Source organism: Bacillus sp. 03113 (genome assembly GCF_006546985.1).
Classification (GTDB): domain Bacteria; phylum Bacillota; class Bacilli; order Bacillales; family Cytobacillaceae; genus VATK01.
This window is the reverse complement of the sequence record NZ_VATK01000009.1, coordinates 20,461-36,361: the sequence shown is the minus strand read 5'-3', so window position 1 is coordinate 36,361 and position 15,901 is coordinate 20,461. Positions and strand designations below refer to the sequence as shown.

The window sequence follows — 15,901 nt, the reverse complement described above, 5'->3', positions numbered from 1 at the left end:
TATGAGAAAAAGAAAGAATAGATTTGCAGAAAATAAAAAGCAAAAAAAGTATTTGAAAATGATTCTCAAACTCATTGACAGATAATAGTGATTACAATAGACTTAAAGATAAAGTGAAGCTTCAAACAGTGGGGTCTTACTGCCCGTTAATGCGGGATAAATCTTTATGTGTCTAAAAACAGAGGTTCTCTATGATATCAAGTTTAAAAACAAAATGGATTTTCTTTATTTTTTTGGTATTTATACTTATTTTTCTTATTTGCGCAAGCATCATTTATGGATATACGAACACAACATGGAAAATGGCACTTCAAGCGTTTAACAATTTTGATGGCTCAAATGAACATATCATTATCAAAACAGTCCGCTTGCCGAGAGCGTTAATAGCAGCTATTGTTGGGGCGAGCTTGGCTATTGCCGGTGCCATTATGCAAACCTTAACGAAAAACCCGCTTGCTTCCCCTAGTGTATTGGGAATAAATGGTGGTGCCAGCTTTGCGGTCGTTCTTATCGTAACCTTATTTTCAATAAACAGTATGAAAGTTTTTACTTTAGTATCATTTCTAGGTGCTGCCATCGCGGCCATTACTGTTTACTTGATTGGATCCTTAGGAAGAGAAGGATTGACCCCTTTAAAGCTAACGTTGGCAGGTGCAGCATTGAGTGCCATGTTTGCATCTTTTTCCCAAGGCCTCCTTGTACTTAATGAAGCTGTATTAGATCAAGTGTTATTTTGGTTGGCTGGTTCTGTTCAAGGAAGAAAGTTAAACACAATGATGGAAGTGCTCCCTTATCTTGTGATTGGCTGGCTTTCTGCATGTCTTATCGCAGGGAAAATGAATGTATTAGCGATGGGAGAAGATGTAGCAAAGGGATTGGGGATAAAGATCGGCGTTGTTAAGCTGATGATGGGGTTGATCGTTATTCTATTAGCTGGAGGATCAGTTGCTTTATCTGGACCTATAGGCTTTATTGGAATAATGATTCCTCATATTTCAAGAGCTATTATAGGCATTAATCATCGTTGGGTAATTCCTTATTCAGGTGTACTTGGAGCAATTTTACTTTTATGTGCTGATATTGGAGCACGCTATATTATAATGCCGCAGGAAGTACCTGTAGGGGTTATGACGGCTATTATCGGAACTCCATTTTTTGTATTTATTGCAAGGAGGGAGTTCAAAGGATCATGAGTATGAATAAGAATTTTCGAATGTTTAACGGAAAAATATCATTTTTAATAGATTTGAAAACATTGATTATTTTTGGGATTTTCCTTTTTTTAACCGTTTTTCTTTTTGTTATTAGCACTGGAACAGGTGAATTGAAAATGAGTCCTCTTGCAGTATTAAAGGTTTTTTTTGGTGGAGGCTCAGAAATGAATCGTCTTGTCGTCCAATCCTTTCGTCTGCCTCGAATTATCGTAGCATTAATTGTCGGGATGGCTTTGGCGGTTGCTGGAGCAATTCTCCAAGGAATGATTAGAAATCCCCTTGCTTCCCCAGATGTTTTAGGAATTACAACTGGTGCCTCCGTTGCAGTAGTTGGTTTTTTAGCGTTATTTAGTGATAAAAACAATGCTTTAACGGTAAGTATTAATTGGCTGCCATTAGCTGCTTTTATTGGTGCGGTGGGTGTAACCATCCTTATTTATTTTTTATCATGGAAAAAAGGGGCTTCTCCTTTTCGACTTGTTCTGATTGGGATAGGAATTTCGTATTTAATGCAGGCATTGACGACTTTGTTGATAATATTAGGACCAATCACACAAGCAAGCCAGGCGAATATGTGGATTACAGGAACAGTATATGGATCAAAATGGAGCAGCGTGTATATCATCGTTCCTTGGACACTTCTTTTCATTTTGTTATCTTTATTTTTATCGAGAAATGTGAATATTCAAGGATTAGGCGATGAAATGGCTACAGGTGTAGGCGTTTCTGTTCAAAGGCAGAGATTGCTTCTTTTATTAATCAGTACTGGTCTTGTTGGTGGAGCAGTTGCATTTGGTGGAGGAATTGGTTTTGTTGGATTAATGGCACCTCATATCGCTCGGAAGCTTGTAGGTTCTTCTTTTGGTTCTTTGTGCGCTATTGCAGCATTAATCGGAGGAATATTAGTGATGCTGGCAGATTTAATTGGCAGAACGTTTTTTTCACCTTTGGAAATACCTGCTGGTGTTTTTACAGCTGGTATTGGAGCGCCGTATTTTATTTACTTATTGTATAAGACTCGAAATTCTTAAGGAATCACAATATTGAAAAGGAGAGATCAAGATGACTAAGCCTACGATAGCAACGGAAAAATTAACACTTTCCTATGGGGATACGATTATTATTGATGAGCTTGACTTAAAGATTCCAAAAGGAGAGGTGACAGTCTTTATAGGGGGCAATGGATGTGGAAAATCAACATTGCTGCGTTCGATTGCCAGGTTGTTAAAACCTAAATCTGGTTCTGTTTTACTTGAGGGAGAAGCGATCGCTAAGCTTTCAACAAAAGATGTAGCAAGAAAAATGGCTATCCTTCCACAATCCCCAACAGCACCAGAAGGATTAACGGTTCTTCAGCTTGTGAAGCAGGGGAGATACCCTTATCAAACTTGGCTGAAACAATGGACAAAACAGGATGAAGAGAAGGTTCAGGCTGCATTAGCAGCGACAGGATTAGAACATTTAAAGGATCGTGCAGTAGATTCTTTATCGGGTGGACAGCGTCAAAGAGCATGGATTGCGATGACACTCGCACAGGACACGGATATTATTCTTCTTGACGAACCTACTACTTATTTAGATATGACACATCAAATTGAAATTCTCGATTTACTTTTTGAGCTTAATGAAAAAGAGAACAGAACAATTGTAATGGTGCTTCATGATTTAAATTTAGCATGCCGTTATGCACATAATATTGTGGCAATTAAAGATAAACAGATTTATGCACAAGGAAGACCTGAAATCGTTGTGAATTGCAACTTAGTGAAAAACGTTTTTGGAATGGAATGTCAAGTAACAATGGATCCATTATTTGGAACGCCGCTTTGTATCCCATATGGAAAAGGAAGATGTATTTTAACGGAGGCTGTTAACTCTTAATTTAGATCCGAAATATACATAAAAGAACTGGTGGTGAAGGTATGAAACACCTTCACCACCAGTTCTTTTTTTGCTTGTCAGGGCTGATCAAGGCACTTACGACGTACAGGATGTACTAGTGCCGACGTTGCCACAGGACGTGGCGCTCTTAGTCGGCCGCTTTTCTTATTGTCTAGCTTCAGTGCCTAGCCCTTGTGAAAAATAACCTTATGCCTCTAAAAGTAAAAAACACTTTTTGAGTCATGAGAACATTTTTCTTCAGGGCTGATAAAGGCACTTACGCTTTTCTTATTGCATTGGTTGATTTCCATATGGAAATTGAGTAGTGTATTTTTGGAATTGTTGATACATTTGCTGTAATTTTTGTTGATCGGCTGCTTCGAGCTTATACCATCCTTTTTTAAACATTAAATTAAATAAGTCTCGTTGTGAATTTTGCGTTTCTGTATATATGGAAAGAGCATCTTGGTATAAGGATTGATGGCTTGCCTCATTTAAAAAAATGCTATAGGAATCAGATAGGTATTTTTCTGTTGATAATAAATCATTTGTAAAATCCCGTTCATTCATTTGCGGTGTATTTGGGGTTTGTATCTTAGGATTTTGAATGGTTTGCTGATTTTGATTCATCAAATTAAACTCCTTTTTAGTAAGATGTATGTCTAAATGCTATTGCTGAAGATTGTTTCTTACATTGGTTTGTGAATTTACGTGTGTAAGTAGTTGTTGATAGTGTCTTTGATGCATCTGTCCACACTTATCAAATTCTTGTTTTAATTCTTGATCTTGGCATTGTGCTGCATAAAAATGCGCTTTTTTCATCGCAAGCAAATTCCAAGAAAGCATATCATGTAAGTATAACTGATCCTTTGTAGAAATGATGTTCGGCGGTTCAGAAATCATCCCCATTTGCCCTTGATTCATCATACCTTGCTGTTGCATCTTTTTTCCTCCTAGAATGAATTTATGAGCAATAATTTTACATTTTAAATGCTCTTCGGACATATCTTTCCTTAATATTTGTTCTCCTATTCAAGAAAATTTCAGCATATAGTATAGAAAAAAGATGTGGATGAGATTAGTCTTAAAGTATAGAAGGGAGTTCCATAAAATGAAAGAAGCTGTCATTGTATCGGGGGCACGAACACCAGTTGGGAAAGCAAAAAAAGGGACACTTGCTCGTGTTCGACCAGATGATTTAGGTGCAATCGTTGTGAAAGAAACCCTTCGCAGAGCGGGGAACTATTCAGGAGAGATTGATGATTTGATTATTGGCTGCTCAACTCCCGAAGCCGAACAAGGATTGAATATGGCTCGTAACATTGGAGCACTCGCAGGATTATCTTATTCGGTTCCAGCTATTACAATTAATCGATACTGTTCTTCAGGTCTGCAAGCAATCGCTTATGCTGCTGAAAGAATTATGCTTGGACTTGCTGATACAGTAATTGCAGGGGGAGCTGAATCGATGAGCTTAGTTCCTATGTTAGGTCATGTAACAAAATTAAATCCAACTCTTTTAAAAACAGCACCTGAATATTATATGTCGATGGGACAAACAGCTGAGAAGGTGGCAGAAATGTATAATATATCAAGAGAAGAACAAGATATGTTTGCAGTCCATAGCCATCAAAAAGCAGCAAAAGCGTTAGAAAAAGGGAAATTTAATACTGAAATCGTCCCAGTAGATACTTCATTACACTCTGACAGCAAAAATGGACTCGATATTGTGAACAATATCAACTTTTCTCAAGATGAAGGTGTTCGTCCAACTACAAATTTGGATATTCTTAGCACACTTAAACCTGCTTTTTCAGAAAATGGAACGGTAACGGCAGGGAATTCCTCACAAATGAGTGACGGCGCGGCAGCAGTGATGATCATGGAGCATGAAAAAGCAAAAACTTTAGGATTAAAGCCATTAGCGAAATTTCGTTCCTTCGCTGTCAGTGGAGTTCCTCCGCAATTAATGGGGATTGGTCCTATTGCAGCTATTCCTAAAGCAATTAAACTTGCTGGTTTAAAGATTGCAAATATTGGACTATTTGAAATTAATGAGGCCTTCGCATCCCAAGCCTTACAAGTCATCCGTGAATTGAAGATAGATGAAGAAAAAGTAAACGTAAATGGCGGTGCGATCGCACTTGGGCATCCTTTAGGCTGCACCGGCACGAAGCTTACATTAACGATTCTTCATGAAATGAAAAGAAGGGATGAACAATTTGGCGTCGTTTCTATGTGTGTTGGAGGAGGGATGGGAGCTGCGGGTGTTTTTGAGCTGTTATAATTATATTTTTAATCTGCTTAGCTAGGGCTCCTGATACGTTTCCTACTTTACTTTTACGCTTGCCTCGTTTAAATTTATTTGTAAGCAGGAATTAAGAGAAAAAAGTCGAATTATTTTTTTGAGTGTGATTATGATGTTATCAAGGTTGGAAAAATGAACATAGTGTATAGGGTGGTGATAGAATGTCTTTAACTTTTTATTGGTACCCAAAATGTGGTACATGCCGTAAAGCGAAAAAATGGCTTGATGAAAATCATTTATCATATAATGAAATACATATTGTAGAGAACCCTCCTTCTCGTGATGATCTTGCACATTTGTATACAAAAAGTGGATTTGAAGTGAAGAAGCTATTTAATACAAGTGGACAAAAATATCGTGAGTTAGGCATAAAGGATAAAGTGAAAACAGCGACTGATGAAGAGCTGCTTGATATTTTGTCTACTGATGGAATGCTAATTAAGCGTCCCATTGTTACAAATGGTCAAAAAGTCACCGTAGGCTTTAAGGAAGAGGATTTTAAAGAAGCTTGGCTTTAAAAATGAACCATTCATTTAATGAAAATGCATTGGATGAAGGCTCTTTTTATATGAATAAAAATGATGGAGGACAATAAAATGAGTATACCAAATGAATTAAAATATTCTGAAGAACATGAATGGGTAAAGACAGAGGGAGAAAATGTCCGAGTGGGTATTACTTATTTTGCTCAATCTGAACTAGGGGATATTGTTTTTGTTGAGCTTCCAGAAGTTGGAGATGAAGTGAAAGCTGATGAGCCATTTGGAAGTGTGGAATCTGTAAAAACGGTTTCTGAGTTATATGCTCCAGTTAGTGGAAAAGTAGTTGAGGTAAACGAAGAGTTAAATGATAATCCTGAATTTGTGAATGAATCCCCTTATGATAAGGCTTGGATGATTGTGATTGAGCCTTCTGATATATCTGAGCTTGACAATCTTATGACAGCTGAACAGTATGAAGAAATGACAAAAGAGGATTAATTTGTCTTCTGAAGACGCCTATTATAGGCGTTTTCTTTTTAATTCTTAGCGAATAGGTGATGCATATGAATGAAGTCATGAGCGATAAAGTAATTATTGTCGAAGGCCGTTCTGATAAAAATAAAGTTAAAAATATTATTAATGAGCCAATTGATATCATTTGTACAAATGGAACGATAAGTATCACAAAGCTAGATGAGTTAATTGAAATCCTTTATGATAAGGAAGTTTATATATTAGTGGATGCAGATGAAGCTGGCGAAAAGCTACGAAAACAATTTAGGCGAGAATTTCCTGAGGCAGAGCATCTATACATTGATAAAATGTATCGTGAGGTCGCTACAGCACCAGAGTATCATTTAGCTACTATTTTGCTAGGGGCAAATATCGATATAAATTTAGCGTATTTAGACAGAGGTTGAGAGAATGGAAGAATGGTCAGAGGAACAGCTTGAATGGTTCGTCAACGAAAAGAAAGATGGCTTTATTTATTTATATACTCCTTTATGTGGTACATGTAAATTAGCTGAAAAGATGCTTGTTGTAACGAATGAGATTTTACCAGATGTAACGAAGGGAAAAATCAATATTAATTATATGTCTAAATGGGCAGAGAGTTGGCGAATTGAAAGTGTACCTTGTTTATTGATCTTCAAGGAAGGCAGCTTAGCTGACAAAATATATGCTTTTCGTTCAGTTCCTTATCTAATTGATAAAATTAATAACTATATGAAGCAATAACTAGAGAACAATCAATTTTGGTTGTTCTCTTTTTTAATAGTAAAGTAGGCAAAGCACTGTAATTCCAAGTGTTTCCTAGCAATTTTTTGCCATTGACATTAGAAGCATTTGTAGATATTATCAATAATGATAATCATTATCAATTCTTATTTATATCATTGATAATGATTATTTTATTTAGTTTAAAGGGGATGTTTTTACGAATGTTTAAAGGAAAAAAGAAGGTTCATGTATTAAAAACAACAATGATTTTTCTCCTGATTTTTGCTCTCCTAGGTTGTACAGCACAGAAACCGGAGAAGACTTCTAAAGAAGAATCTAGTAATAAGAAAGAGACTTTAACATTATCTTGGCCAAGGGATATTGGAGACATGAATCCGCATGTTTATAATCCTTCCCAATTAATTGCCCAATCGATGATTTACGAGCCTTTGATCAGCTACAAAGAAGGTGGAGAGCTTAAACCTGCTTTGGCTGAATCCTGGAATATATCTAAGGATGGGAAGGAGTATACCTTTAACCTTCGTAAAAATGTAAAATTTACAGATGGTTCTGTTTTTAATGCCAATGTTGTTAAAAAGAATTTCGATGCTATTATGAAAAACGCTCAGATGCATAGCTGGTTAGGGTTAATCACAGTTCTCGATAAAACGGAGGCTGTGGATGAATTCACATTTAAAATAACATTAAAAGAGCCATATTATCCAACATTACAAGAGTTAGCAGTAGTCCGTCCGGTTCGTTTTCTTGGTGAAGCTGGATTTCCAGATGATGGTGATACATCTAAAGGAGTGAAGAAACCAATCGGAACGGGTCCGTGGATGCTTGATGACTACAAGAAGGACGAGTACGCAGTATTTACTCGAAATTCAAACTATTGGGGAGAAAGTCCGAAGTTTAAAAAAATTGTAATTAAAATTATTCCTGATGCAGAGACAAGAGTTCTTGCTTTTGAAAAAGGTGAACTAGATTTAATTTATGGAGAAGGGGCTATTAGCCTAGATGCATTTAAACAACTGAAAGATTCAAAAAAGTATAAAACGAGTACTTCTGAACCTGTTGCAACTAGACAGTTAGTAATGAATACAACAAAAGATCAGCTTTCAGACTTGAAAGTCCGATTAGCCCTCCAACATGGTTTTAACAAAAAAGCAATGGTGGATGGAGTTACTTCTGGTGTTGAGGAAAAAGCAGACAATATTTTACCTGAAAACTTCTTATATTCTGATATTGATTCGACCCCTATTCGTTACGACGTAAAAAAAGCTAAAGCTTACTTAGAAGAAGCAGGCTGGAAGCTGCCATCCGGAAAAATTGTCCGAGAGAAAGATGGTAAAGTGCTTGAGCTAGAATTAATGTATGTGAAGACGGATCCAATTCAAAAAGCAATGGCAGAAACTCTTCAAGCTGAATGGGCAGCAATTGGTGTTAAGCTGAATATTACTGGTGTAGAATTAACAGTTCAAATAAAAAGGTTTAAAGAAAACGACTTTGATTTGAATTTCTTTAGTAATTATGGAGCTCCATATGATCCGCATACTTTCGTAAATGTTGTTTCGAAGGAAGGATTTGGCTTCTCTGAAGCGATAGCAAACCTGCCGATGAAACAAGAGCTAAATCAGCAAATTTATGACGTGCTTCGATCAACGGACGAGAAAAAACGAAAAGAACTTTACAACTCGATACTAACGACATTACAGGAGCAAGGAGCAATTCTGCCAATCTCTTATATAAAACAAACAGCTGTGTATCAGAAAGATGTGAAGGGCTTTACATTCCCAGCTAATCGTGATGAACATCCCTTTTCACATATTAGCATTGATAAATAAAGAGCAGGAGAGAAAATCATGAGCTATATTATGAAACGATTATTTGCAATTATTCCGATTTTTCTCTTTGCTACATTTCTTACGTTTATCCTAATTCGTCTTTCACCAGTCGACCCTGCTGAAGCCTATTTGGCTGCCGCGCATATTGAGCCGACCGATGAGCTTTTGGAACAGAAAAGACGTGAGTTTGGCCTAGATCAGCCGCTGCTCGTTCAGTATTATCAATCACTTAAAAAGATATGCCAACTTGATTTTGGCATATCTTATCTTTCGAATAAGCCAGTTTGGCAGGAAGTCACTTACAGGATGCCCGCAACGCTTCAACTAGCATTAAGCAGTATTTTTCTAGCTATATTCGTTAGTATTCCACTTGGATTTTTAGCTGCAATGAAGAAAAACGGTTTGATAGATCAGTTCAGTCGACTGCTTGCATTTTTCGGCGCGTCTATTCCACAATTTTGGCTCGGATACTTATTGATTTTATTATTTTCGGTCAAACTTGACTTGTTTCCGGTAGAAGGAACTGGGACATGGATGCATCTCGTACTTCCATCTTTAACCTTAGCTATGCCACTTATTGCGATCTACACCCGTTTACTGCGTACTAGTGTTTTGGAAAATTTAAAAGAACCTTTTGTATTGTATGCAAGAACGAGAGGGATTAATGAGAAGACTATTCTGATAAAGCATGTATTGAAAATCGCCATTTCACCAATGATTACAGGACTTGGGATGAATTTAGGGAAACTACTTACAGGAGCAATGATTGTTGAGGTCGTTTTTTCATGGCCGGGATTTGGACGATATTTTGTTGAGTCTATTTTTAATCGAGATATTCCAGTTATCCAGTGCTATGTATTCATAGCAGCTTTTTTGTTTATTTTATGCAACTTAATTGTAGATATTGTACAAATGTATATGGATCCTCGAATCTCTTGGAAAGGAGGAATGGATCGATGATAGAGAGTATAAGGAGTAGCCTTATCGGTCAAAAGGCAATTGCAGTGTGTTCGGTTATCTTAATCATTCTTTTTAGTGTTACACTATTTGCTCCATGGATTTCCCCTCATAATCCAACACAAGTAAACTTGATGCTTAAATTGCAGTCTCCTTCTCTAGAATATCCACTAGGTACGGATTATTTAGGAAGATGCAATTTGTCTCGCCTATTACATGGCGCTCGAATATCGTTGGGGTTTGCGTCTACGGTCTTTTTTTCATCATTAGGGATTGGTTTGCTTATAGGTACGTTTTCAGGTTACAAAGGAGGCTGGATCGATCTTGTGCTTATGAGGTTCTGTGAAGGAGTGATGGCATTCCCTAGCCTCATTCTTACACTAGGGTTAGTAGGAATATTTGGTCCGGGGCTGAAACAAGTCCTTTTAGCAATGATTCTTGTGCATTGGGTATATTATGCAAGAATGTTTCGCGGGATGGTGCTTATTCTGAAAGAAAAGAATTTTATTACCGCTGCCATTATTAATGGATCATCACAATGGAAGATCATTAGACAACATTTAATCCCCAACATACTTCCTCCAGTTGTTGTAATAGGAACGCTGGAAATGGGATGGGCAATCATGGATATCTCTGCTCTATCGTTTTTAGGGCTAGGTGTTCAGCCGCCTATGCCTGAGTGGGGTGCAATGATTCATGAAGGAAAATCCTATATAAGAAGTAATCCTGAGTTAATGCTATATCCAGGTATCATGATTATACTTGTCGTTATCTCGTTCAATGTGCTGGGAGAAGCTTTATCCGAAAGATTTGGTGTAAAACGACGTTTTTAAAAAAGGAATGAGAAGATTGATAGATCATAATGTTTTACAAGTAAGCGATCTGAAAGTAATGGTAAAAACGAGAGACGGATCATTTCCATTGGTGCAAGATATCAATTTTGAATTGAAATCAGGGCATGTCTTAGGTCTTGTAGGAGAAAGCGGCAGTGGTAAAACGATTACTTGCATGTCAATTATGCAGCTTTTGGACCCAAAAGCAACAAGTGTGGAAGGCAGTATACGATTACATGGTAAAGAATTAAATGGGTTAGGAGCAGGGATGCAGCGAATTCGCGGAAAAGAGCTTGCTTTTATTATGCAAAATCCCATGAATGCTTTTACTCCTGTGTATACTATTGGGAATCAATTTATTGAAACAATCCGTACTCATACCAATCTAACAAAAAAGCAAGCGTTCGAGCTGGCTGTTGCTTCTTTAAATGATGTGAATTTGCCCAATCCTTCAGATCTTATGCGTAAGTATCCTTTTCAATTAAGCGGAGGGATGCTGCAAAGAGTGATGATTGCCATTTCCATTTGCTTAAAACCATCTATTATCATTGCTGATGAGCCAACAACAGCTTTGGATGTGACGAATCAAATGCAAATTTTAAGGCAATTGGATTATCTCCGTTCGCAATACGGTACATCGATTCTATTGATTTCTCATGACTTAGGAGTTATATCAGAGCTTGCTGACGAGGTTGCAGTTATGCATCAAGGTCGAATTGTTGAACAAGGCGATGTTTTTCAGCTATTCGATGATCCGAAGCATGATTATACCAAAAAAATACTTAATGCAAGACCCATGGTAAATTTACATGATCAGATCAGTGAGTGGATATCAAGTTAAATAGCATTTATAAAATTGGAGGTGAGCATGTGAGTTTATTGCAGGTAAAGGATGTAACCCACACCTATGGTTCCTACAATCTGTTTAGGATGAAGGATCAACGAAAAAAGGTTCTTTCTGATGTTTCTATTTCCATAGAACAAGAAATGTGCCTGGGTCTGCTTGGAGCGAGCGGAGCAGGGAAAAGCACGCTGGGGAAAGTGATCCTTGGACTGGAAAAGCCGCAAAAAGGGCAGGTTCTTTTTCAAGGGCATGATTTTTATTCAATAGATAAGAAGACTCGAAAGCGGCTTCGCCGCGATCTTCAAGTAGTGTTTCAGGATTCTTATTCTTCTGTTAATCCACGCATGAATGTCGAACAAATTATCGGTGAACCGTTGCAAAACTATGAAAGAATGTCTCTGGCTGAACAAAAAAGAACTATTGGAGAGCTACTGGAAAGAGTCGGACTAAGTACTGGGGACGTACAGAAGTATCCTCATCAATTTAGCGGGGGACAGCTTCAAAGAGTCAATATTGCTAGAGCAATCGTTTTAAAGCCAAAGCTAATTGTATTGGACGAAGCTGTTAGCAGTTTAGACATGGTTAATAAAACGAATATATTAGAGTTGTTAAGTGAATTAAAGTCAGCATATGGTCTTTCATATCTTTTTATTACACATGACATTAAAGCCGCCTACTCGATCGCTGATACTTTAGCAGTCATGGACAATGGTGTCATTGTCGAACAGTTTGAAAGAAAAAAACAGCTTTTTGCTTCTGCACACCCTGCTGTAAAAACAATGATTTCATCCATGCTTGTTGAACATCCTCGTTACCGTTCTCTTTTTCGCACGGGGAATTAATGCTTAAAATAGGATACTTGGAATGTCAATTAGCCATTTATAAATGAAAATGAAAGTTTTAATTAAATAATATTCTCTAAAAGAAATTTATCAAAAAAATTACAGATAAATACATAGAAATACACAGAAATACAACTTTTATCATTTTGTATTTCTGTTTAAAAATTTCTATATTTTATTATATTCTGAATAATATTTTCGTTGCGATTTTTCGTTGACACTCATTTTTGACCATGATACGATACTCTCATCATTACAGACAGTTCAGTAATTTTTACAAAGAATTTAATATCATCGTTTTACTCTTATCAAGAGTGGTGGAGGGATGTGCCCTATGATACCCGGCAACCATCAATTTACATTGAATTGGTGCCAAATCACACAAAGCTATTAAGCTTTGGGAGATGAGAGAAAGGACCATAGATCAATATGCCTTTCTGCTCGAATGCAGAAAGGCATATTTTTTGAATCTTTTTCAAAATGCATTTTTTCGTATCAAATGAATAATGCTGTTAAATGATAGTTACAATGGTAGCGGTTTTTTAATATGTAAGAAATGCTTGAAAATAGACGGATGTCTAGCTCTAGCGCCTAGCCCTTGTGAAAAATAACCCTTTGCCTCTAAAGACAAAAAACGCCTTTTGAGTCAAACGAACATTTTTCTTCAGGGCTGATCAAGGCGCTGACGCATTTCTAATTTGAAAGCATAAAGAGGGTGGAGTCATTGATTTCAATAAAAAACGTGAGTAAGATATACCCTTCGATTAATGGTGAGGTTCGTGCGGTTGATCATGTAAGTTTAGATATTAGTGAAGGGGAAATATTTGGTGTAATTGGCTACAGCGGAGCAGGGAAAAGTACATTGATCCGTATGTTGAATGGGCTTGAAATACCAACCACTGGTAAAGTTCTTGTAGCTAATAATGATGTCTCAAAAATTAAAGGTCAGAAACTTAGAAAAGCTCGTCACGATATTAGCATGATTTTTCAACATTTTAATTTACTCTGGTCTAGAACAGTACGTGAGAATATATCTCTGCCATTAGAAATAGCGGGAGTAGGGAAAGCGGCAAGAAATAAAAAAGTAGAAGAATTAATTGAGCTTGTTGGATTGGATGGAAAGGGAAATGCATACCCTTCTGAACTAAGCGGGGGGCAAAAACAAAGAGTGGGGATTGCAAGAGCTTTAGCGAACAACCCGAAAGTACTCTTGTGTGATGAAGCGACATCAGCATTGGACCCGCAAACGACTGATTCTATTTTAGATTTATTAGTAAATATCAACAAGCGACTAGGATTAACAATCGTACTGATTACTCATGAAATGCATGTAATTCGGAAAATATGTCATCGTGTAGCTGTGATGGAAAGCGGAAAAGTAGTTGAGCTTGGTTCCGTATTGGATGTATTTAAAAATCCGAAAGAGATTATCACAAAGAGGTTTGTTCAGCAAGTAAACGAACCCGTTAAAACAATTGATCAGCTACTGGAGTCTTATCCAAAGGGGAAAGCTATTCGTTTGAAAATTGCTGGAGAACAGGCTAAAAAGCCGATTATTACGACCTTGGTACGAGATTATTCACTAACCGTCAGCATCTTACAAGGCAGCATTGCTCAAACACAGAAGGGGCCATACGGGACATTATTCATTCATTTAGATGGAGAATCAAATGATATTAATCGAGCGATTGACTACTTGAATACACAGCCATTAACGGTGGAGGTGATAAAAAATGATTGAAGAATTTTTTGCAAATATTAATTGGGTAGAAATGTGGGATGCTACGATCGAGACTCTTTATATGACAGGAGTATCGGTTATTGCTACCTTTATTATCGGGATTGCTTTAGGAGTCCTTTTATTCTTAACTTCAAAAGATAATATTTGGGAAAATCGTTTCTTGCATAAAATCATTGGATCCATCGTTAACGTTTTTAGATCGATTCCATTCATTATTTTAATTGTTCTCTTAATCCCGTTTACGAAGCTTCTGATTGGAACGATGATTGGTGAGAATGCGGCTCTCCCAGCCTTAATAATAGGGGCTGCCCCATTCTATGCCCGCATGGTTGAAATCGGGCTCAGAGAAGTGGATAAAGGGGTTATTGAAGCGGCTAAATCTATGGGAGCGAAGACGACAGAAATTATTTGGAAGGTTCTTATCCCTGAATCCATGCCAGCGCTCGTTTCTGGGTTAACAGTAACAACGATTTCCCTTGTTGGATTCACTGCAATGGCAGGAGTCATTGGGGCTGGTGGTTTAGGTAATCTCGCTTTTCTCGAAGGATTTCAAAGAAGTCGATTTGATGTCACTTTAATTGCGACCATTATTATTCTTGTAATTGTATTTATTATCCAATTTATTGGTGATTATATTACTTCAAAAATAGACAAAAGATAGGAGAAATTATCATGAAAAAATGGTTATCATTTTTACTTATTCTTGCAGTAGCCGTGGTAACAGCTGCTTGTGGAACGACTGAGAAATCAGGGGAAAAAGAAACAACAAAGCTGACTGTAGGAGCTTCTAACGTTCCTCATGCTGAAATTTTAGAAGAAGCAAAGCCATTATTAGAGAAAAAGGGCATTGACTTAGAAATTGTAAAGTTTCAAGATTATATATTGCCAAACCAAGCATTAGCTTCTAAAGAAATTGACGCTAATTATTTCCAGCATGTTCCTTATTTAGAAAAAGAAATTGCTGAAAAAGGCTATGATTTTGTGAATGCTGGCGGAATTCATATTGAACCAATTGGTGTGTATTCGAAAAAATATAAGAGCTTAAATAAGCTTCCAAAAAACGCTGTGGTAATCATGAGGGATTCTGTTTCAGAACATGGAAGAATTCTATCATTATTTGAAAAAGAAGGCGTTATTAAGTTAAAAGAAGGCGTCAATAAAGTGAATGCGACTATTGATGATATTGCTGAAAATCCGAAGAATATCAAATTTGAAGCAAAATACGAGGCAGCACTTCTTCCTCAAATCTATAAAAATAATGAAGGCGATGCAGTGGTGATTAATGCGAATTACGCATTAGATACTGGCTTAGATCCAGTAAAAGATCCAATTTCTGTTGAGTCAGGAGAAAATAATCCATACGCCAACATTATCACTGTACGTAAAGAGGATGAGAATAAAAAAGAAATTAAAACATTAGTTGAAGTATTACGCTCAAAAGATATTCAAGACTTTATTAATAAAAAATATAAAGGTGCAGTTCTACCTGTATCTGAATAAATCTACTGAAGCAGGCACAAAAAAGTGTCTGCTTCTTTCCTTTTCAATAAATAAAGACAATCTTCATACATGAGAATCTATATTATGGTAAAAATAGTTGAGAGTGTTAATATAGAATTCAGATGCACTTAAGATATATAATAGTATCTTAAGTTGTTAATTGTCTTAAGCAGTTGATATCAGATTTTATTTGTTATAAAATTAGAATGAGAATAAATTGATAATGAAAAA

Annotated in this window: 18 protein-coding genes and 1 riboswitch; of the genes, 16 read left to right on the top strand and 2 right to left on the bottom strand. The window is 36.8% G+C overall.

What is annotated here, in order from left to right; all coding sequences use genetic code 11:
• Window positions 1–191 precede the first annotated feature (191 nt).
• From FDO66_RS10045 to FDO66_RS10035, 3 genes are read left to right on the top strand one after another with little or no spacing between them, the layout of a single operon-like run.
• The gene (locus FDO66_RS10045; RefSeq protein ID WP_141432523.1) at window positions 192–1,193 is read left to right on the top strand and encodes a FecCD family ABC transporter permease; all 1,002 of its coding nucleotides are present in this window, start codon (window positions 192–194) and stop codon (window positions 1,191–1,193) included.
• The gene (locus FDO66_RS10040; RefSeq protein WP_141432522.1) at window positions 1,190–2,245 is read left to right on the top strand and encodes a FecCD family ABC transporter permease; all 1,056 of its coding nucleotides are present in this window, start codon (window positions 1,190–1,192) and stop codon (window positions 2,243–2,245) included. The genes FDO66_RS10045 and FDO66_RS10040 overlap by 4 nt, the downstream gene beginning before the upstream one ends.
• A 31-nt stretch (window positions 2,246–2,276) precedes the next feature.
• The gene (locus FDO66_RS10035; protein ID WP_141432521.1) at window positions 2,277–3,095 is read left to right on the top strand and encodes an ABC transporter ATP-binding protein; all 819 of its coding nucleotides are present in this window, start codon (window positions 2,277–2,279) and stop codon (window positions 3,093–3,095) included.
• Between the two features lie 288 nt (window positions 3,096–3,383).
• On the opposite strand, the gene FDO66_RS10030 is transcribed toward FDO66_RS10035, so the two are convergent.
• Together FDO66_RS10030 and FDO66_RS10025 are read right to left on the bottom strand one after the other, a co-directional pair.
• On the bottom strand, window positions 3,384–3,725 hold the full coding sequence (locus tag FDO66_RS10030; protein WP_141432520.1) for a spore coat protein: 342 nt from the start codon (window positions 3,723–3,725) through the stop codon (window positions 3,384–3,386).
• A 39-nt stretch (window positions 3,726–3,764) separates the two neighbouring features.
• Window positions 3,765–4,037, bottom strand: a complete 273-nt coding sequence (locus tag FDO66_RS10025) for a hypothetical protein (protein WP_141432519.1) — start codon at window positions 4,035–4,037, stop codon at window positions 3,765–3,767.
• Between the two features lie 169 nt (window positions 4,038–4,206).
• Between FDO66_RS10025 and FDO66_RS10020 the strand changes: the two genes are divergently transcribed.
• From FDO66_RS10020 to FDO66_RS09960, 13 genes are all read left to right on the top strand, one after another.
• Window positions 4,207–5,382: an acetyl-CoA C-acetyltransferase gene (locus tag FDO66_RS10020; protein ID WP_141432518.1), complete on the top strand. Its 1,176-nt coding sequence runs from the start codon at window positions 4,207–4,209 to the stop codon at window positions 5,380–5,382.
• 182 nt (window positions 5,383–5,564) lie between these two features.
• Window positions 5,565–5,921: an arsenate reductase family protein gene (locus FDO66_RS10015; protein ID WP_141432517.1), complete on the top strand. Its 357-nt coding sequence runs from the start codon at window positions 5,565–5,567 to the stop codon at window positions 5,919–5,921.
• A gap of 78 nt (window positions 5,922–5,999) precedes the next feature.
• Entirely contained in the window at window positions 6,000–6,383 is a 384-nt protein-coding gene (gene gcvH, locus FDO66_RS10010; RefSeq protein ID WP_141432516.1) for a glycine cleavage system protein GcvH, read from the top strand.
• A 65-nt stretch (window positions 6,384–6,448) separates the two neighbouring features.
• A complete protein-coding gene (locus tag FDO66_RS10005; RefSeq protein ID WP_141432515.1) occupies window positions 6,449–6,805 on the top strand; it encodes a toprim domain-containing protein in 357 nt (118 codons plus the stop codon).
• Window positions 6,806–6,809: 4 nt separating this feature from the next.
• Window positions 6,810–7,124, top strand: coding sequence for a thioredoxin family protein (locus tag FDO66_RS10000; protein WP_141432514.1), 315 nt, complete (start codon window positions 6,810–6,812; stop codon window positions 7,122–7,124).
• Between the two features lie 203 nt (window positions 7,125–7,327).
• Window positions 7,328–8,953 (top strand): nickel ABC transporter substrate-binding protein, encoded by a 1,626-nt coding sequence (nikA, locus tag FDO66_RS09995; RefSeq protein ID WP_141432513.1) that lies wholly within the window; start codon window positions 7,328–7,330, stop codon window positions 8,951–8,953.
• Between the two features lie 15 nt (window positions 8,954–8,968).
• Window positions 8,969–9,913: a nickel ABC transporter permease subunit NikB gene (nikB, locus tag FDO66_RS09990; protein ID WP_141432512.1), complete on the top strand. Its 945-nt coding sequence runs from the start codon at window positions 8,969–8,971 to the stop codon at window positions 9,911–9,913.
• A complete protein-coding gene (nikC, locus tag FDO66_RS09985) occupies window positions 9,910–10,743 on the top strand; it encodes a nickel ABC transporter permease subunit NikC (protein WP_141432511.1) in 834 nt (277 codons plus the stop codon). Before nikB ends, nikC begins: the two co-directional genes overlap by 4 nt.
• Window positions 10,744–10,750: 7 nt before the next feature.
• Complete coding sequence (gene nikD / locus FDO66_RS09980) at window positions 10,751–11,584, top strand: nickel import ATP-binding protein NikD (protein ID WP_141432510.1); 834 nt, start codon at window positions 10,751–10,753, stop codon at window positions 11,582–11,584.
• 29 nt (window positions 11,585–11,613) lie between these two features.
• On the top strand, window positions 11,614–12,429 hold the full coding sequence (gene nikE / locus FDO66_RS09975; protein ID WP_141432509.1) for a nickel import ATP-binding protein NikE: 816 nt from the start codon (window positions 11,614–11,616) through the stop codon (window positions 12,427–12,429).
• Window positions 12,430–12,731: 302 nt separating this feature from the next.
• Window positions 12,732–12,840: riboswitch (SAM riboswitch) on the top strand.
• A gap of 313 nt (window positions 12,841–13,153) precedes the next feature.
• Window positions 13,154–14,170 carry a methionine ABC transporter ATP-binding protein gene (locus tag FDO66_RS09970; RefSeq protein ID WP_141432508.1) on the top strand — a complete coding sequence of 339 codons (1,017 nt, stop codon included), beginning with the start codon at window positions 13,154–13,156 and terminating at the stop codon, window positions 14,168–14,170.
• Window positions 14,163–14,831: a methionine ABC transporter permease gene (locus FDO66_RS09965; protein ID WP_141432507.1), complete on the top strand. Its 669-nt coding sequence runs from the start codon at window positions 14,163–14,165 to the stop codon at window positions 14,829–14,831. Before FDO66_RS09970 ends, FDO66_RS09965 begins: the two co-directional genes overlap by 8 nt.
• A gap of 11 nt (window positions 14,832–14,842) precedes the next feature.
• Entirely contained in the window at window positions 14,843–15,670 is an 828-nt protein-coding gene (locus FDO66_RS09960) for a MetQ/NlpA family ABC transporter substrate-binding protein (protein ID WP_141432506.1), read from the top strand.
• Window positions 15,671–15,901 lie beyond the last annotated feature (231 nt).